Raw genomic sequence first — 17,327 nt, forward strand, 5'->3', positions numbered from 1 at the left:
GTTATTCCTCCTCTTGCTTTGACTGCTTAAGCATCAGCATGGCACTTTGTGCTGCTTGCTGCTCAGCCTCTTTCTTTGATTTTCCACGGCCAATACCTAACTCCTGGCTGTTTAACAATACACGTGAAACGAATGTTCGATTATGTGCTGGACCTTTTTCATCAACAATTTCATAATGTAAAAGGCCGTTATTTGTTTGTTGAATAATTTCTTGTAATTGACTTTTAAAATCCATCACATGCGAAAAAGCACCGACTTCAACTTTAGGGAATACGACACGTTCTAAAAATGCGACAACTACTTCTAGACCTTGATCTAAATAAAGGGCTCCGACAAATGATTCAAATACGTCAGCAAGTAATGCCGGACGTTCGCGACCACCTGTTAATTCTTCACCTTTACCTAATAAAACGAATTGTCCGAAGTTTAGTTCATTCGCAAAAACAACTAGTGATGGCTCACAAACGATTGATGCACGTAATTTCGTAAGTTCCCCTTCGCTCATATTCGGAAATTTTTCAAATAAATATTTTGATACAGATAACTCTAATACAGCGTCCCCTAAAAATTCTAATCGCTCGTTGTCCGTAAATAATTTGCGGCGATGCTCATTCACATAAGATGAATGGGTAAATGCTTGATATAATAAATCTTTATTCTGGAAATGAATGTTCATTTCGTTTTCTAAAACTTGGAATTGCTCTTTTACTTTTTCAGGGAGTACACCGGGTTTCTGGTTGTTCCCTTTTTTTCTATAGGTCATGTACTTTCTGCCTTCCTTCTAGTTTCTATCGTTTAGTTTACCTTGTTCTATAGCATTGTGCAAAGGGTATCAGTCAAATTCCTATCAAATTTCGTTTTATTTGTTCAGTCAACTAGAAACTGCTATTTAACGCAATTTTCAGACGCGAAAAAGGCTGTACAAAAGTCGTTGTGACTTCGTACAGCCCTGTGTTTTATAAATGAATTAGCTAATTTTGCTTTCGATGTATGAAATTGCATTACCAACTGTTGCAATTTTTTCTGCATCTTCATCAGAAATTTCCATATCGAACTCATCTTCAAGTTCCATTACTAACTCAACAACATCTAATGAATCTGCACCTAAATCCTCACGGAATGATGCTTCTAATTTCACTTCGCTTTCGTCAACGCCTAAACGGTCAACGACTACTTTTGAAACACGCTCAAATACTGTAGACAAATCAGTCACCTCCCCTCAATGCATGCTACTTTAATAATATCACTAACAATGCTTTCTACTACTAACAAGCGAAATTAGAGCTCGCTTTCCACGGGCGGTGCCAATCCTCCTCGTCGCTACGCTCCTGCGGTGTATCGGCAGTCCCGCTATTCCCGTAGGAGTCGAGCTCATTTCGCTAAGTCTTCCATAAATATTTACAGCCTACAGCTTATATATTTAAATAATATTAAGCCATTACCATGCCGCCGTCTATTTGGAGCGTTTGGCCTGTAATGTAGTTGGAACTGTCTGATGCGAAAAATACGACAGCTTTTGCGATATCTTCCGGTTGACCTAGTTTTGCCAATGGAATCTGTTTAAGCATACCTTCTTTTAAATCTTCCGGTAAGCCTTCTGTCATTTCCGTTGTAATAAAGCCTGGTGCAATGGCATTGACTAAAATATTACGTGATGCAAGTTCCTGTGCAGTTGTTTTCGTCAGACCGATCACACCCGCTTTTGCCGCTACGTAGTTTGCCTGTCCGGCATTTCCGGCAACCCCTACGATTGAAGAAATATTAATAATTCGTCCTGCACGCTGTTTCATCATTTGACGCGTAACAGCTTTTGTACAAAGGAAAACACCTTTTAAATTTGTATTGATGACATCATCCCATTCGTCATCTTTCATACGCATTAATAGGTTATCGCGCGTGATGCCCGCATTGTTCACTAAAATATCAATTGAACCGTACGTATCAAGCGCTGATTTCATCAAATTCTGTACAGAATCTGAATCTGCCACATTTGCCTGTACGGCAATTGCTTCGCCGCCATTTGCTTTAATTTCTTCTACAACTTCCTGTGCCTTTTGCTCGCTCCCGCTATAATTGACAACGACTTTTGCACCTTCACTTGCCAATTGTAATGCGATCGCGCGACCAATGCCACGAGATGCCCCTGTTACGACAGCACATTTCCCTGTTAAACCCATTGTTTCCACTCCTTTGATGCCTCAACAACTTGTGTCAAACTCGTCTCATCATATACACAGTATGTTTGTACATTGCGGTCGATTTTTTTCACTAAGCCTGATAATACTTTTCCAGGTCCGCATTCAATAAAGACCGTTACCCCTTCAGCAATAAGCTTTTCAATGTTTTGCTGCCACTGTACAGAGCTTGTTACTTGGGCAACCATTTCTTCTTTAATTGCTTCAACCGTTGTTAAAAGCTCTGAAGTCACATTGCTCACTACCGGAATTTTTGGTTCCTGTAATGGTAAATTTGCTACTGTATCTCTTAAATTATGTGCCGCTTTCTGCATTAATGAACTATGGAAGGGACCGCTTACGACTAAAGGTAAAGCTCGTTTTGCTCCTGCTTCCTTCGCTCTTTTACATGCTTCGTCAACACCTTGTTTCGTCCCTGAAATCACAATCTGGCCCGGACAGTTAAAGTTCGCTACTTGAACGACTTCTCCTTCAGCGGATACTTGTTGGCAAATGGCGTCTAGTTTTTCTCCGTCTAACGCCAATATAGCTGCCATTGCTCCTTGACCTGCAGGTACTGCCTCGTCCATAAATAAACCCCTTCTATGAACCGTTTGAACTGCATCCTCAAAATCAATTACTCCTGAAATGACAAATGCACTGTATTCTCCTAATGAATGTCCCGCAGTATATTGCGGCGCAATACCAGCTTCAATCAGCTTATTTGCGATCATCACCCCTGATGTCAATAAAGCTGGCTGAGCATGATATGTCAGTGTTAATGTTTCTTGTGGACCGTTTAACATATAGTCCGACAATGGAAGGTTCAACACTTCGTTTGCTCGTTCATAATACTGTTTGCTTACTTCATCATTCGCAACAAACTCCGCACCCATCCCTACAGTTTGTGAACCTTGTCCTGGAAAAATAAAAGCAATTTTTGTCATTTGATAATCCCCTTTGTGAAAAAGCTTATTCTGGTTTTGGCAATTGATCAATTTTTTTGGCAATTGTTTCGCATACTTTATGCTCTACCATAATTGTCGCTTGGCGAATTGCACTGTAAATCGCACGTGCATTCGACGAACCATGCGCTTTAATAACAGGTGCCTTCAGACCAAATAAAGCCGCTCCACCATATTCTGTATAATCCATTTTATCTTTTAACTGTTTTAAATCATTTTTTACTAATGCTGCAGCAATTTTCGTTTTTGTTGTGGCAAATAATGCATCCTTCAACATTTTGAAAACCGTACCTGCTGTACCTTCAATTGTTTTCAGCACCATATTGCCTGTAAACCCATCCGTTACGACAACATCAGCGACCCCATTCAGTAATTCGCGTGCTTCTACATTGCCTTCAAAGTTAAAATCCGCTTCTTTCAGTAAAGTGAATGCCGCTTTCGTTAATTCATTACCTTTTTTATCTTCAGTTCCGATATTTAATAAACCAATACGAGGTGCCTTTTGACCGCGTACCTGCTTCACATAAATATCACCCATAATTGCGTACTGTAATAAGTTTTCAGGTTTTGCATCTGCATTTGCCCCTAAATCAAGCATAAGGAAGCCATCACCATTCATCGTCGGTAATGTCGTTGCCAATGCAGGACGCGCTACCCCATCAATACGCCCTACTTTGAAAAGTCCGCCTGCCATTAAAGCACCAGTATTTCCTGCAGATAAACAAGCGTCCGCCTTTCCTTCAGCAACCGCATCCAGCATACGAGCCATTGAAGAATCCTTTTTGCGGCGTACTGCGCGTGCCGGGTCATCCTCTGCCTCTACAACTTCACTACAATGAACAACCGTTAGGCGATCGTGATTTTTTAAATACGGTTCCATTTTTTGTTCATCGCCATATAAATCAATTGTTAATTTCGGAAAATCTTCAAGGGCCATGAAGACACCTTCCACGATTGCCTGTGGTGCGTTATCTCCACCCATACCATCTACTGCTATTTTCATGTTGTTTCTTCACCTTTCATCCGATACATTTCAAACTCTCCCTTGAAAACTATTTCATTATCAACAGAAGAAGTCACTTCGATAAATGTACGGTTTTTATCAGGGTTTTTCCCTTTTACAACTGCCTTCGTTACGACGCGGTTTCCTGCTCGAACCGGTTTCACGAAAGCTACATTTGATTTTACAGTAAGGGCAAGCTCATCATCAATTACTGCTACCGCCAAAGAATTAGCCTGTGCAAATAAATGGTGACCGCGCGCTATGCCGTTGCGCTGAAATACATGCTCTTCTCCAACATCAAATATTGAAATTGCCCGATTATCCAGCTCTATATCAATAATTTCACCGATGACTTCATCAAGTGGCAATGATTTTACTTCATCATATTTTTTAGCAGCAACATCTTTAATACGTTCACGCAATTCCGGAATAGCGAGTTCCATGCGATCCAATCGAATTGTTTGAACGCTCACATTAAATTCAGCTGCTAATTGTTCATCTGTCACGAAAGGATTGTCTGCGATCTGTTCAGTCAATAACGACTGTCGCTCTTTTTTGGAACGCTTCATCGTATTTGTTACCTACCTTTAATTTTCTAAAAGATTAGTATTAGCACTTGGTACTAATATCAATATACATGTATAAAAAAAAGAACGCAACAACTTTTTGTCGCGTTCCTAAAATCTTATGCTTCAAGGCTTAGCTGCCACAGCACACCAAACTTATCTGTTACTTGCCCATAGCACTTGCTCCAAAAGGTCTCCTGTAACTCCATTACGACCTTTCCGCCTTCTCTTAAACCATCGAAAATATATCGGATTTCCTGCTCGTCTTTTGACGTATAGGCAATGCTGATATTGTCCCCTACCGTCACTTGCGGAGAGCCCGGATACGTATCGGAAAACATCATTTGACCTTCCTGCAGTTCAATTTGAGCATTCATTACCAAATCTTTTGCTTCCGGTGGAATAGGGCGCTCAGGATTTGGCGGTAATTCTCCAAAAGTTGAAATCGTTACACTTTTGGCATTAAACAGTTCTGCATATAACACCACTGCCTCTTTTGCTTGTCCATTTAACACGAAATACGGATACAGGTTTCCCATCTTATAACCTCTTTTCAGCATTTTTAAGTAGCCTAAATAGTTTTCCACCAATTACAGGTTCTAATCGTTTAATCAATTCGTTCTCCTTGCAGAACGCCAGAAGCCGTTAAATCTTCTCGTAAAAATTCATATTCCGGATCTTGCCAAAATGCTTCATCATAGAGCATTTTCTCGGCATCCTGTCTTGCCGTTTCAAGTGCCCGGTAATCATGGACAAGGTCGGCCAATTTAAATTCCGGCAATCCGCTTTGTCGTTTCCCGAAGAAATCGCCTGATCCGCGCAGCTCCAAATCTTTTTCGGCCAGGCGGAAACCGTCATTCGTCTCGGTCATACTCATCATACGTTCTTTTCCTTCATCTGTTTTCGGATCGGCAATCAGTACACAATAGGATTGATGTTCTCCACGGCCGACACGACCGCGCAGCTGGTGAAGCTGTGCTAAACCAAAACGCTCGGCATCATAAATTGTCATGAATGTTGCGTTTGGAACGTTTACCCCAACTTCGACAACAGTTGTCGATACAAGCACATGAATTTCCCCATCACTAAATGCTCGCATGACCGCATCTTTTTCGTCAGAATGCAGTCGGCCATGCATCAGGCCGATTTCAAAACGGGTGCCGAAATACGCCTTCAATTGTTCGTAGGCTTCCACTGCATTTTGCACATCCAGTTTATCGGACTCTTCGATTAACGGAGCAATGACATACGCTTGGCGGCCTGCTTCAAGTTCTTGCGTCATGCGCATCAACACACTGTTCAGCTGTTCTTTTTTCAGCCAATGCGTTTCAATCTCTTTCCGCCCGGCAGGCAACTCATCAATAATCGAGACATCCATTTCACCAAAAGCTGTAATGGCTAATGTACGCGGAATAGGTGTTGCGGTCATGAATAGCACATCCGGATTTTCACCTTTTTCACGCAGTACTCGACGTTGTTCTACACCAAAACGATGCTGTTCATCTGTAATGACAAATCCCAGCTTCTTGAATTCAACATCCGGCTGAATGAGTGCATGTGTCCCAATGAGAATATCGATTTCTCCTGCTGCCAGCTGCGCCAATAATTCACGGCGCGCCTTTGTTTTTGTGGAGCCCGATAATAGAGCTATCCTGACGCCGATCGGATCAAACCACATATGCAAGTTTTCCGCATGCTGTTCTGCTAAAATTTCAGTCGGTGCCATTAAAGCCCCCTGATACCCAGCCGTTACAGCTGCATATAGGCCGATTGCCGCCACGACCGTCTTCCCTGAACCAACATCCCCTTGAAGTAGGCGGTTCATACGTTGCGGCAGCAATAAATCTTTGCAAATTTCATTGACAACCCGCTTTTGTGCACCTGTTAACTCATACGGCAGAGTCGAAATAAATTCCTTTAATTTTTCCAGATCAAAGCGAACGGAAATCCCTTTTTCATTTTCCTTATTCGCTTTTCTCAATGCTTGAATACGCAGCTGGAACTGCAGTAATTCTTCGTATACGAAGCGGCGTCGCGCCTGTTTTGCATGGTCTGCACTTTGCGGAAAGTGTACCCCTTCAAGCGCATCTTGAATGTTAACTAACTGATAGCTCTCTCGCAGATAATTCGGCAATGTTTCAGGCAGTTGTTCCATTACGGTATCCAACGCCTGGCGCATATATTTACGGAAGCGCTTTTGCTGAATATTCCCTTTCAAACTATAAACAGGCTCAAAATCAACTTGTTCTGTCTTCGGCCCGAATGTCACGGACGATCCGACAATAACTTGACGTCCGCGATCCCATTTTCCGGTAACCGTAATTATGCCGCCAGTTGAAATTTTTTGCCGCAAATAATTTTGATTGAAAAACACAACTTTAATTAAATGTCTTCCTGCAAGAGCCGTAAATTGTAGTCGGGATTTATTTTTCCCTAAAAATAATACGGTCGGTTCACTTTCGACACGTGCTTCAATCGTCACACGCTCATTATGCGGTGTTTCAGTTAAATCTTTTAATCGAAAATCTTCATGGCGGTATGGAAATGTCCAAATCAAGTCATGGATTGTCTCGATGCCAATTTTCATTAAATTTTCGGCTGTTTCTTTTCCGATTCCCTTTAATTGTGAAACTGGCTCATGAATCATTGTCGACACTTCCTTTACGAATTTTTTATAATTTAACAATATCATAAAATGGGTGCATATGTTCCCTCACAAACTAAAAAAAGAACACAAAAATTTGTGTTCTTTTTTAGTTATTTAGTACTTTAAAATTTCTATATTCAATTTCATCAGTTTCTGAACTGATAGTTAGTTACTGCCTACACGTGATTTTAGTAAGCTTTTCAGGTCTCCGCCTTCAAAGATTGCATGGGTAATGGCTTTGCCTGTTGGTGTTGCAGCTAAACCGCCCCGCGCCGTTTCTTTCAAGTTCGGGCTCATCGCCTGACCGATTCGGTACATTGCGCCGATAACCTCATCACATGGAATGCGGCTTGTCACTCCTGCTAATGCCATATCCGCTGCGACTAATGAGTTGGATGCACCCATTGCATTACGTTTCACACAAGGTACTTCCACCAAGCCTGCAACCGGATCACATACTAATCCGAGCATATTTTTCAGCGTGATTGCAAATGCTTCCGAACTTTGCTGCGCTGTTCCGCCAGCCATTTCTACAATCGCTGCTGCCGCCATTGCCGATGCACTGCCGACTTCCGCCTGACAGCCGCCTTCCGCACCTGAAATTGATGCATTGTTCGCAACGATAAATCCAAACGCTCCCGATGTGAATAAATAGCGAATCATTTGTTCACGTGTCGGATTTAATTTATTCTGAACTGCAAATAATGTCCCCGGAACTACTCCCGCTGAACCTGCAGTTGGAGTCGCACAAATTGTACCCATTGCCGCGTTCACTTCATTTGTTGCAACAGCTTTGCTGACAGCATCAAGTAAAAGGTCTCCGGCTAATGTATTACCTTTTTTAATATAATTTTGAATGAGTACAGCATCGCCACCAGTTAAACCTGTTACGGATTGTACACCTTTTAGGCCGCGCTCTACTGCTTCTTCCATAATCGTTAAGTTGCGGTCCATCTGTGTAAAGATTTCTTCACGCGAGCGACCTGTAATTAACATTTCCTGCTCGATCATCAATTCAGAAATAAGCTTTCCTTCTCTTTCGGCTAACTCCACTAACTCACGAACACTGCGGAATAAAACATCCATATTTGTCACTCCTTAGTTATTAATTTTCGATACTTTCGTAATATGTGGAATGTATGAAATTTGCTCTAATAGACGCTGATCAATGTTTTGATCGACTTCTATTACCATTAAAGCGGTTAAACCACGTTCAATACGCGATACTTCCATATGTCCAATATTAACATCATGCATGGCTAGACAGTTCGCCACGTTTGCAATACAGCCTGCACGGTCATCATGCACAACTAAAATTGCCGGCATCCCGCCTGTCAGACGAAGCTTAAATCCATTCACTTCACTAATTTCAATTTTACCTCCGCCGATTGAAATGCCTTCAACGCTCATTTCTGATTCGTCATCACCCATTAAAATCCGCGCAGTATTTGGATGCTCTTTATTAGCTGTTTCCGGAATAAACTCAAACTGTAGACCTGCCTTTTCTGCTTCCGCAAAAGAAGTTTTAATCCGTTCATCATCCGTATCATAATCTAGTAATCCACCGACAATCGCCACATCTGTACCATGGCCGCGGTATGTTTCGGCAAAAGAACCGTATAAATAAATTTTTGCCCATTTCGGCTGACGTCCAAACAAGTCGCGTGCAACACGTCCAATTCGTGCTGCCCCAGCTGTATGTGAAGAGGACGGACCAATCATAACAGGTCCAATAATATCAAAAACCGATGTAAATTTCATAAAGTTATCCCCCCATATTCTTTCATACTTTCATTTACTCCTAGTGTACTCATTTTCTCTGCAATTAACAAACTTCTTGTTGTAAAAACAGAATAATAACCAAATTGAGGATTATCCTCCATAAGTTTACGCCGGCATGTAAGCAGTAAGAAAATAAATTGCTAGAATTATTCCCCCTTAACTAATCCAATATAGGAAACACTACCGATACCGATTAAAAGCCCATGCCACTCTGCTTAAACATAATGAAAGCAGTGCATACATGAGTGTACACACTGCTTTCACTATTGATTTTATTCTACGGATAAAATGAACGGATACAGGGATTGCTTACCTTCAACTATTTCCACTTCAGCATCCGGATAATTTTCTTCGATAAAGTTTTGTAATTCATCGGCTTGTTCTGCTGTCGCATCTTCACCATAAATGATTGTGATGATTTCTGAATCTTCATCCATTAATCCTTCAAGCACTTTTTTCGCTGCGTCCATCATTTCAGGAGTTGATAAAATAATTTTACCTTCAGCTAATGCCATATAATCATCTTTGCGAATTTCAACACCGTCGATCGATGTATCACGTACTGCAAAAGTTACTTGACCTGTCTTCACATGTGCAAAGCCTTGTGTCATGTTTGCCTTATTCGTTTCAACCGACTCAGCAGGATTGAATGCTAAAATAGCTGCCATTCCTTGAGGGATCGTTTTTGTCGGCACAACCGCTGCTTCAATATCCAGAAGTTCAGCTGCTTGCTCTGCCGCCATAATGATATTTTTGTTGTTCGGTAAAATTAGTACACGCTCTGCCCCAATTTCTTTTACAGCCTTTACGATATCTTCTGTAGAAGGGTTCATCGTCTGTCCGCCTTCAATTACATAAGAAGCACCGATCGAGCGTAGAAGATTGGATACACCTTCACCCATTGCAATCGTTACAATCGCATATGGCACTTTGGTTTTTTGCTGTTTCGCAGGTGCTTGTGGAGCATCGTTGACAATCGCAGAATGCTGTTCACGCATATTGTCTACTTTAATTTTAATTAAGCTACCATATTTTTGACCCGCTGCAAGTACGGCACCTGGAGTTTCCGAGTGTATATGTACTTTTGCAATTTCATCGTCCGAGATTACCAGTAGTGAATCGCCCATCGGATTCAATTCTTGGCGGAACTGCTCTTCATCAAATGGTGATTTATCTTCCTCTAAACGCACCATGATTTCTGTACAGTATCCAAATTCAATGTCAGATGTGTCCATGAAGTCTTGTACACGGTGATGTTCTGCATTAATTAAATCGTCCAGTGAAGATTCATTTTTTTCCGGTAGTGGCTCGCCTTTCATAGAAGCAAGGAAACCTTCATAAACGAACAGCAATCCTTGGCCGCCGCTATCAACAACGCCCACTTCTTTTAATACAGGTAAAAGATCCGGCGTACGGTTTAATGATTGTTTTGCTTCCTCGATGAATGCTTCCATCAGGACAATCATATCTTCTTCTGTTTCAGCAACTTCCACACCTTTTGCTGCTGCTTCACGAGCGACCGTTAGGATTGTCCCTTCCACTGGTTTCATAACGGCTTTATAGGCAGTATCTACACCAGCCTGAAATGCATTCGCTAAGCTTTTCGCATCGATTTCAGCTTCTTTTTCAATCGCTTTACCGAACCCGCGGAATAACTGCGATAAAATTACGCCCGAATTTCCGCGTGCGCCCATTAGTAAGCCTTTTGATAAAGCCTGAGCTGTTTTACCGATATGTGCACTTACATTGGCTTCTGTTTCATCTGCACCAGATGTCATTGATAAATTCATATTTGTCCCTGTATCACCATCCGGCACAGGGAATACATTTAGCGAATCTACATAAGCTGCATTTTGGTATAGGTGATGTGCACCCATTTGTACCATTTCAGCAAATTTAATTCCGTCTAAAGACTTCATTCGATTCATTTCCTCCTCTTACACATTCGCAACACGAACGCCTTGAACAAAAATATTAACTGATTTAACGCTCATACCTAATGTTTTATTTACTGTATATTTTACTTTGGATTGTACTTGATAAGCGATTTCAGAAATTTTCGTACCATAGCTTACAATAATGTACATATCAATATGTAAGTCATCACCTTCTTGGCGAATGAGCACACCTTTTGCAAAATTCTCTTTTCGTAAAATATCTGTTAAACCATCACGAATTTGATGTTTTGATGCCATGCCTACAATGCCATAGCATTCAATCGCTGCTCCACCAGCAATTTGAGCAATAACATCATTGGATATATCAATATGACCGAATTCGTTATTTAATTCTACTGACATAGTGAATGCCCCCTTGGCTCTATTTGACTAATTTATATTGTACTACACAAAAGTTGATTATAAAAGAAAACGTTCATCTACGTCTAGCCTGAAGTCGTTTTTTAAACTTTCTATTTATTAGGCTTCTCTATATTTTTAAACGGAACAACATCATACTATAATAATTTTTTAGCACAATCTAATTAGAGTATTCGACAATTTCCGGTTGTTATACAAAGAACCATTTATGAAGCGTATCACTTAGCTATATTTCGAAAAAAATTCGATATGATTATGCAAAATGGAGATTTTCGCCGGTAGTTGGCTGATTAAATCACCGTCAACATTCAGCGGAAGCGCTTCATTCGCGCTAATATACATTTCATGCGCATTCAATTTAATAATATTGTCGTCGTCCTCATAATTGCCTGTCAGCAGGTTTTTAGCTGTGCCTACCACTTGTAGTGTGTTCGTACTTTTAATAATAAATCCGTGCAAAAGTCCGTCTGATTTGTCGGCATCTTCATTCAGGTGGCGGAAGCTTCCGACTGAATCGGTCAATACACAGATGAAGAGCATCATATTTTCTTTATATGTTTGTCCATCTGCCTTAACTTCCATTTCGTAAGAGTCATTTTGAATAGCCGCTTTCACACCTTCAAATAAATAAGCGAGCGAACCAAGTGACGTTTTTTGTTCCACCGTTACATCGCCGACTGCTTCTGCCAACAATCCAATCGCAATGACATTCGTGAAGTAATGATCATTCACTTTTCCGATATCAGCTTTTGTTGTTTTTCCGCCAAGTAACGCTATCGCTTCATCCGGATCAAGCGAGATGTCCAATGCACGGGCAAAATCGTTGACTGTACCCAATGGGACGATTCCTACAACAGGGCGGTGAGGCTGCTCTGCAATGCCATTGATTCCTTCATTTAATGTACCGTCTCCGCCGACTAAAATAACCGCATCATATTTTTCTTCGCACGCCATTTTAGCGAAGCGGGTTGCATCCTTTTCCCCTGCTGTTTCATTCACAACAACTTCATAATTATGTAATTGTCCAATAATTTTCTTTTCGTACTCACTTGCATTTTCTTTTCCTGAAGAAGGATTGATGATAACCATACATTTTTTCATAACTGATTCCCCCAAGTAATTAGTTTATATAGTACGTTACCTTTTCCAGAAAGTTTTTAATCTTGATTAAGCAAAATGGGGTGTAAAGGTTTTTTTCTTGAAAGGTTATGCAAAATGTCTTGCACTCATTGACTCTGTATGTTAAATTATTATGGTATGTGAAATAACGAACTGAAATAAAGATTTCAGATTCAGCTGTAAGGAGGAATTTTACAATGCCAAAACAATGCGTAATTACTGGCCGTAAAGCTCGTACAGGCAACAACCGTTCACACGCTATGAACGCTAACAAACGTAGTTGGGGTGCTAACCTTCAAAAAGTTCGTATCTTAGTTGACGGTAAGCCAAAACGTGTATGGGTTTCTGCTCGTGCTTTAAAATCAGGTAAAATCGAGCGCGTATAATCGCGTATAGAGTATCAGCAATGCTGGTACTCTATTTTTTTGCGTAAAAAGCCAGAAAAAATACAGCCCATAATCGCTATGAGCTGTAGCCAGGATCTTTATTTTTCTTTTTTATCTCTACGAAACAACTTCACGCAGCCTCTTGCCACACCGCTTAACCACTTAGGCATTTGGAATGTATATACTTTCAGCGTTGTTCCTCCTTAATCTTTACTCTTTATCATTAAACATATGCCTTCCTTAAATGAAATAGACCCTGTACCTTTTATTTCATTGCTTGTGAAACGCGTTGTCCCCTGCTCAATCACTTCATCTGTCGTTTCATATTTAACCCCTCGCAACGTAACGTTTTGAAGAGTTTTTCCATAGGCAAAAAACGATACATAAGTATAATGATCTTCTTTCAGAATATGTGTACCCGGCAGTAAAAATTGAATGATATTATGAGAATTAATGATTTTAAAAGTAATATGAGGATACTGCTGCTGCATAAGAAAAACTGATCTTAGAGTCGCTTCGTAATGATCCAAGCGCCCGCCTGTAACACCCGTTAAAAAAACTTCCTGTGGCTCATATGTAAGTGCCTTCAGCAAGGCTAAGTCTGTATCCGTCTCATCTTTTTCCGCCTGAAACTGTTCAACATGGTCTACAACTTCGGAAATCCGCGCAAATTCCTCCGCTGTAATAGAATCAAAATCACCGACAATGCTGTGTGGATGTATGCCTTTGTCCACTAAATATAATGCGCCCCGGTCGACTCCAATCCATATATCCGGTGTTAAAGAAAAGGCGACCTCATGAACGGGGCCGCCTGAGCAGATTGCTACAATCACTGAATTGCCGCTAATCCTGCTTGTTTAATTTCCTGTAAAGCTTGTGCGCGATCTTCTTTACTGTAAATAGCTGAACCCGCAACAAAAATCGTTGCACCTGCTTTTGCACAAGGTACGATTGTTTCAGCGTTAATTCCGCCATCAATTTCAATTTCGATATTCAGGCCACGTTCTTTAATGATTTTCGATAATGCTTCCACTTTAGGCACAACCGATTCAATGAACTTTTGCCCGCCAAAGCCTGGGTTAACCGTCATAAACAGCACCATATCAACATCTTCCAAAATATGCTGAATCGTTTCAATCGGCGTATGCGGATTTAATACAACACCCGGTTTAACACCAAATGAACGAATTAACTGGATTGTACGGTGCAAATGGCGGCATGCTTCAACATGTACTGTAATGTAGTCTGCACCTGCTTTTGCAAATTGTTCAATATACTGATCCGGATTTTCAATCATTAAATGTACGTCCATCGGTAATGTAGAAAGGGGGCGAATTGCTTCTAATGCAATCGCACCAAATGAAATATTTGGTACGAAATGGCCGTCCATTACATCGATATGAATCAATTCCGCTCCTGCGGCTTCTACTTCTTTTACCTCTTGTCCCAGCTTTGCAAAGTCTGCTGCTAAAATTGATGGTGCAATTTTAATCATGTCTAATACCTCGGCTTTCGGTCAATAATTTCTTGTAAAATTTGTTCATAATGTTCATAGCGGTACGTACGGATTTCACCGGTTTCTACCGCCTGTTTTACAGCACATTTCGGTTCCTTTATATGCAGGCAGCCACGGAACTTACAATTCTCGCTAATACGTTCGAACTCTGGTAAACAGGATGTCAGCTCTTCTTTTTCTATCATTTCAAAATCAAAAGAACTAAAGCCTGGTGTGTCCGCCAATAGTCCGCCGCATACTTCAATCAGCTCAACGTGGCGAGTTGTATGTTTCCCGCGCCCTAAACTTTTTGAAATAATACCTGTTTTTAAGTCAAGCTCAGGAAGCAATGTATTTAATAATGTTGACTTCCCTACACCTGACTGTCCAGCAAGCACCGATGTTTTTTCCTGCAAGTATGGTTCAATTTTCTCCAGCAATGTCGGATCATCAATGTATGTTTCGATAATGTCATAGCCGATTTTCTTATAGTCGTCAATGTATGTTTGTAAATGTGCACGTTCGGCATCATTCAATAGATCCATCTTCGTCAAAATAATGATCGGCTGCACATGGAACGACTCGAGAACGACTAAAAAACGGTCGAGCAGTACTGTATTAAAATCCGGTTCTTTTGCGGAAAACACTAGTAAGGCCTGATCCACATTTGCAATCGGCGGCCGAACGAGCTCATTATGGCGTTCCAGAATTTTATCGATTGAACCATCCGATTCGCCATCATAAGAATATTCCACAAAATCGCCGACAAGTGGAGATTCTCCGCGATTACGGAAAATCCCTCGAGCGCGACATTGAATTAAATCACCGTCTTTTTCAACATAATAATAACCGCTTAATGCTTTTCGAATTTGGGCTTGCGCCATCCAATTCCTCCTTATTCCGCCAATTCTTCATAAGTAATTGTTTTATTTTCAATTACATTGTTATCCCGTACAATTTGGTAGGCTGCTTTGTCCCCTTCAACAATAACCAGCTTAATTGTATATAAAGTATCTTCAGTTATTGTTATCGTTTCTACAGGCTCTGCCATTGTACGTGTTTTGTCCTGAATGTAAATGGAAACTTCTTGTTCCATCCCTTCCTCTAAAGGCTCGTACGGAATTTCAATTGTATTTGTATAGAATTTTTCCTGTTTTGCTTTTGGCCCTTTTGAGATGACGACATTGATTGTGCCGCCTTTTTCAAGCTTTGTGCCTGCTTTTGGTGTTTGACTGATTACTTCACCGGCCGGTTTATCCGAATGTTCTTCACCTGTTACATTCACTTTAAAACCTGAGCTTTTTTCATATTCTGAACGGTTTGCTTCGTTAAATGCCTTTAAGTCACGCACCGTTACTTGCTCTTGCCCTCTGCTAACCGTTAAAACAACATCCGTCTCATTGACGTGAATTTCCTCTCCGGCTTCAGGTGTTTGAGCGATAATTTCGCCTGCTGGATGCTCAGAAGAATATTCCTCTTTGAAATCATAGTCGTTAAATTCTTCTAACGCATCCATTACCTCATCCCGCTGCTTGCCGATGAAATCTTCCATCTTTGTCATTTCCTTACCGATGCTGACGATTAAATCAACCGTAGTACCTTTCTCACGTTCCCGACCTGCTTGCGGATTCGTTTCGATGATATTTCCGGATTCAATCTCTTCATTGTTGCGTTCTTCTTGTTCTCCTATAACGAAGCCTTGCTCTTCTAAAATTCGAATCGCTTCTTCAACCGTCATATCTGTCACATCTTCTACGACTACTCTATTTGGAGTCAGGAGAACAGCAGCTACTACTGCACCAATTGTTAAAAGAACTAATAGCCCAACGATTAGCGGCCATTTTTTCTTTTTCTTTTTTTGTTTTGGCGTTTTTTGCGGCTTCGGTTCTTCCTCTGATGGCGGTTTTGAATCAATCCGGACTGTTTGTTCCGTTATACCGGTAGATGGCTCTTGCACCAGGATAGGTACGGGTTTGGGATCTTTTATAATCGGGATCAGCTTTGTCGCCCCGTCATCTACCGGCGGCATAAATTTAGGTTCATTCACGCGTTGTAATGATAAGCATGTATTTAAATCTTCTTCCATTTCTTCTGCATTGCTGTAGCGGTGGTTTTGATCTTTTGCTGTTGCCTTTAAAACAATATTTTCCACACTTTGCGGAATGCTTGCATCGAATTCACGTACTGAAGGTGTTTCCGACTGCAGATGTTTTAATGCAATGGATACAGCAGATTCTCCCGAAAATGGCAATTCTCCTGTTAACAGCTCATAAAAGACAATCCCAAGTGCATATAGATCCGACTTCATCGTTGCTAAACCGCCGCGCGCCTGCTCCGGGGATAAATAATGGACAGTTCCGATGACTGAGTTCGTTTGAGTGAAGCTTGTTGCTCCAAGTGATGTTGCAATCCCGAAATCAGTAATTTTCACATTGCCTTCTTCGTCCATCAATATATTTTGTGGCTTTATATCTCGATGAATTATGCCGTTTTCATGTGCATGGGCAATCGCCGATGTTAGCTGCTTCATAATATGGACACTTCGCGCTGCAGATAAAGGTGAAAACTCTTGTATGTATTGTTTTAATGTTTTCCCTTTAATGTATTCCATGACAATATAGTGCATATCCCCATCTTCGCCAACATCATAGATGCTTACGATATTAGGATTAGTCAAACTTGTTGCAGACAATGCTTCACGCTGGAAACGACGGTGCAATTCTTCTTCATTTGATAAATCATAACGCAATATTTTGATTGCGACGTCACGACTTAAAATAATGTCGTGTGCCAAATATACATTTGACATCCCGCCACCGCCAATTAATTTTAAAATTTTATAACGGCCACTTATATGTTTTCCTACTAGCAT

Annotated in this window: 18 protein-coding genes; 1 reads left to right on the forward strand and 17 read right to left on the reverse strand. The window is 40.9% G+C overall.

The features are described from left to right. Nucleotide 1: 1 nt before the first annotated feature. The 13 genes from rnc to ACQKN3_RS09505 all read right to left on the reverse strand — a co-directional run bounded on the left by rnc (nucleotide 2) and on the right by ACQKN3_RS09505 (nucleotide 12,556). On the reverse strand, nucleotides 2-763 hold the full coding sequence (gene rnc, locus ACQKN3_RS09445; RefSeq protein ID WP_251689397.1) for a ribonuclease III: 762 nt from the start codon (nucleotides 761-763) through the stop codon (nucleotides 2-4). A 204-nt stretch (nucleotides 764-967) separates the two neighbouring features. Then, nucleotides 968-1,204, reverse strand: coding sequence for an acyl carrier protein (gene acpP, locus ACQKN3_RS09450; protein WP_008403327.1), 237 nt, complete (start codon nucleotides 1,202-1,204; stop codon nucleotides 968-970). A gap of 226 nt (nucleotides 1,205-1,430) precedes the next feature. Continuing rightward, on the reverse strand, nucleotides 1,431-2,177 hold the full coding sequence (fabG, locus tag ACQKN3_RS09455) for a 3-oxoacyl-[acyl-carrier-protein] reductase (protein ID WP_427710987.1): 747 nt from the start codon (nucleotides 2,175-2,177) through the stop codon (nucleotides 1,431-1,433). Next, complete coding sequence (gene fabD, locus ACQKN3_RS09460) at nucleotides 2,168-3,121, reverse strand: ACP S-malonyltransferase (protein WP_427710989.1); 954 nt, start codon at nucleotides 3,119-3,121, stop codon at nucleotides 2,168-2,170. Before fabD ends, fabG begins: the two co-directional genes overlap by 10 nt. A 25-nt stretch (nucleotides 3,122-3,146) precedes the next feature. Then, nucleotides 3,147-4,142 (reverse strand): phosphate acyltransferase PlsX, encoded by a 996-nt coding sequence (gene plsX / locus ACQKN3_RS09465; protein WP_427710991.1) that lies wholly within the window; start codon nucleotides 4,140-4,142, stop codon nucleotides 3,147-3,149. Next, on the reverse strand, nucleotides 4,139-4,711 hold the full coding sequence (fapR, locus tag ACQKN3_RS09470; protein ID WP_079525130.1) for a transcription factor FapR: 573 nt from the start codon (nucleotides 4,709-4,711) through the stop codon (nucleotides 4,139-4,141). The genes plsX and fapR overlap by 4 nt, the downstream gene beginning before the upstream one ends. A 116-nt stretch (nucleotides 4,712-4,827) precedes the next feature. After that, nucleotides 4,828-5,247, reverse strand: a complete 420-nt coding sequence (locus ACQKN3_RS09475; RefSeq protein WP_251689405.1) for a VOC family protein — start codon at nucleotides 5,245-5,247, stop codon at nucleotides 4,828-4,830. A 68-nt stretch (nucleotides 5,248-5,315) separates the two neighbouring features. After that, the gene (recG, locus tag ACQKN3_RS09480) at nucleotides 5,316-7,355 is read right to left on the reverse strand and encodes an ATP-dependent DNA helicase RecG (protein ID WP_427710994.1); all 2,040 of its coding nucleotides are present in this window, start codon (nucleotides 7,353-7,355) and stop codon (nucleotides 5,316-5,318) included. A 165-nt stretch (nucleotides 7,356-7,520) separates the two neighbouring features. Next, nucleotides 7,521-8,441: an L-serine ammonia-lyase, iron-sulfur-dependent, subunit alpha gene (gene sdaAA, locus ACQKN3_RS09485; protein ID WP_251689411.1), complete on the reverse strand. Its 921-nt coding sequence runs from the start codon at nucleotides 8,439-8,441 to the stop codon at nucleotides 7,521-7,523. A 12-nt stretch (nucleotides 8,442-8,453) separates the two neighbouring features. Further along, a complete protein-coding gene (sdaAB, locus tag ACQKN3_RS09490; protein ID WP_079525121.1) occupies nucleotides 8,454-9,116 on the reverse strand; it encodes an L-serine ammonia-lyase, iron-sulfur-dependent subunit beta in 663 nt (220 codons plus the stop codon). 293 nt (nucleotides 9,117-9,409) lie between these two features. Further along, the gene (locus ACQKN3_RS09495) at nucleotides 9,410-11,056 is read right to left on the reverse strand and encodes a DAK2 domain-containing protein (protein ID WP_427710996.1); all 1,647 of its coding nucleotides are present in this window, start codon (nucleotides 11,054-11,056) and stop codon (nucleotides 9,410-9,412) included. Between the two features lie 18 nt (nucleotides 11,057-11,074). Then, on the reverse strand, nucleotides 11,075-11,437 hold the full coding sequence (locus tag ACQKN3_RS09500) for an Asp23/Gls24 family envelope stress response protein (RefSeq protein WP_008403339.1): 363 nt from the start codon (nucleotides 11,435-11,437) through the stop codon (nucleotides 11,075-11,077). Nucleotides 11,438-11,677: 240 nt separating this feature from the next. After that, a complete protein-coding gene (locus ACQKN3_RS09505) occupies nucleotides 11,678-12,556 on the reverse strand; it encodes a diacylglycerol/lipid kinase family protein (protein ID WP_427710999.1) in 879 nt (292 codons plus the stop codon). A gap of 215 nt (nucleotides 12,557-12,771) precedes the next feature. Between ACQKN3_RS09505 and rpmB the strand changes: the two genes are divergently transcribed. Continuing rightward, entirely contained in the window at nucleotides 12,772-12,960 is a 189-nt protein-coding gene (gene rpmB / locus ACQKN3_RS09510; protein WP_251689417.1) for a 50S ribosomal protein L28, read from the forward strand. 203 nt (nucleotides 12,961-13,163) lie between these two features. On the opposite strand, the gene ACQKN3_RS09515 is transcribed toward rpmB, so the two are convergent. Genes ACQKN3_RS09515 through pknB form a run of 4 tightly spaced genes read right to left on the reverse strand, consistent with a single transcriptional unit; the run spans nucleotide 13,164 to nucleotide 17,327 of the window. Further along, nucleotides 13,164-13,793 carry a thiamine diphosphokinase gene (locus ACQKN3_RS09515; RefSeq protein ID WP_251689419.1) on the reverse strand — a complete coding sequence of 210 codons (630 nt, stop codon included), beginning with the start codon at nucleotides 13,791-13,793 and terminating at the stop codon, nucleotides 13,164-13,166. Then, a complete protein-coding gene (gene rpe / locus ACQKN3_RS09520) occupies nucleotides 13,790-14,455 on the reverse strand; it encodes a ribulose-phosphate 3-epimerase (protein ID WP_251689421.1) in 666 nt (221 codons plus the stop codon). The genes ACQKN3_RS09515 and rpe overlap by 4 nt, the downstream gene beginning before the upstream one ends. A 2-nt stretch (nucleotides 14,456-14,457) precedes the next feature. Continuing rightward, nucleotides 14,458-15,339, reverse strand: a complete 882-nt coding sequence (gene rsgA / locus ACQKN3_RS09525; RefSeq protein WP_251689423.1) for a ribosome small subunit-dependent GTPase A — start codon at nucleotides 15,337-15,339, stop codon at nucleotides 14,458-14,460. 11 nt (nucleotides 15,340-15,350) lie between these two features. Then, entirely contained in the window at nucleotides 15,351-17,327 is a 1,977-nt protein-coding gene (gene pknB / locus ACQKN3_RS09530; RefSeq protein WP_251689426.1) for a Stk1 family PASTA domain-containing Ser/Thr kinase, read from the reverse strand.

It is taken from the genome of Solibacillus sp. NPDC093137, assembly GCF_050280445.1.
Taxonomy (GTDB): domain Bacteria; phylum Bacillota; class Bacilli; order Bacillales_A; family Planococcaceae; genus Solibacillus; species Solibacillus isronensis_B.

Bases quoted from the DNA above. Each gene is read 5' to 3' on its own strand.
- sdaAB (WP_079525121.1), bottom strand. From the start codon at position 9,116: ATGAAATTTACATCGGTTTTTGATATTATTGGACCTGTTATGATTGGT.
- rpe (WP_251689421.1), bottom strand. From the start codon at position 14,455: ATGATTAAAATTGCACCATCAATTTTAGCAGCAGACTTTGCAAAGCTG.
- ACQKN3_RS09475 (WP_251689405.1), bottom strand. From the start codon at position 5,247: ATGGGAAACCTGTATCCGTATTTCGTGTTAAATGGACAAGCAAAAGAG.
- rsgA (WP_251689423.1), bottom strand. From the start codon at position 15,339: ATGGCGCAAGCCCAAATTCGAAAAGCATTAAGCGGTTATTATTATGTT.
- ACQKN3_RS09505 (WP_427710999.1), bottom strand. From the start codon at position 12,556: ATGAAAAAATGTATGGTTATCATCAATCCTTCTTCAGGAAAAGAAAAT.
- recG (WP_427710994.1), bottom strand. From the start codon at position 7,355: ATGATTCATGAGCCAGTTTCACAATTAAAGGGAATCGGAAAAGAAACA.
- rpmB (WP_251689417.1), top strand. From the start codon at position 12,772: ATGCCAAAACAATGCGTAATTACTGGCCGTAAAGCTCGTACAGGCAAC.
- ACQKN3_RS09500 (WP_008403339.1), bottom strand. From the start codon at position 11,437: ATGTCAGTAGAATTAAATAACGAATTCGGTCATATTGATATATCCAAT.
- rnc (WP_251689397.1), bottom strand. From the start codon at position 763: ATGACCTATAGAAAAAAAGGGAACAACCAGAAACCCGGTGTACTCCCT.
- pknB (WP_251689426.1), bottom strand. From the start codon at position 17,327: ATGCTAGTAGGAAAACATATAAGTGGCCGTTATAAAATTTTAAAATTA.
- fabG (WP_427710987.1), bottom strand. From the start codon at position 2,177: ATGGGTTTAACAGGGAAATGTGCTGTCGTAACAGGGGCATCTCGTGGC.
- fabD (WP_427710989.1), bottom strand. From the start codon at position 3,121: ATGACAAAAATTGCTTTTATTTTTCCAGGACAAGGTTCACAAACTGTA.
- sdaAA (WP_251689411.1), bottom strand. From the start codon at position 8,441: ATGGATGTTTTATTCCGCAGTGTTCGTGAGTTAGTGGAGTTAGCCGAA.
- fapR (WP_079525130.1), bottom strand. From the start codon at position 4,711: ATGAAGCGTTCCAAAAAAGAGCGACAGTCGTTATTGACTGAACAGATC.
- ACQKN3_RS09495 (WP_427710996.1), bottom strand. From the start codon at position 11,056: ATGAAGTCTTTAGACGGAATTAAATTTGCTGAAATGGTACAAATGGGT.
- plsX (WP_427710991.1), bottom strand. From the start codon at position 4,142: ATGAAAATAGCAGTAGATGGTATGGGTGGAGATAACGCACCACAGGCA.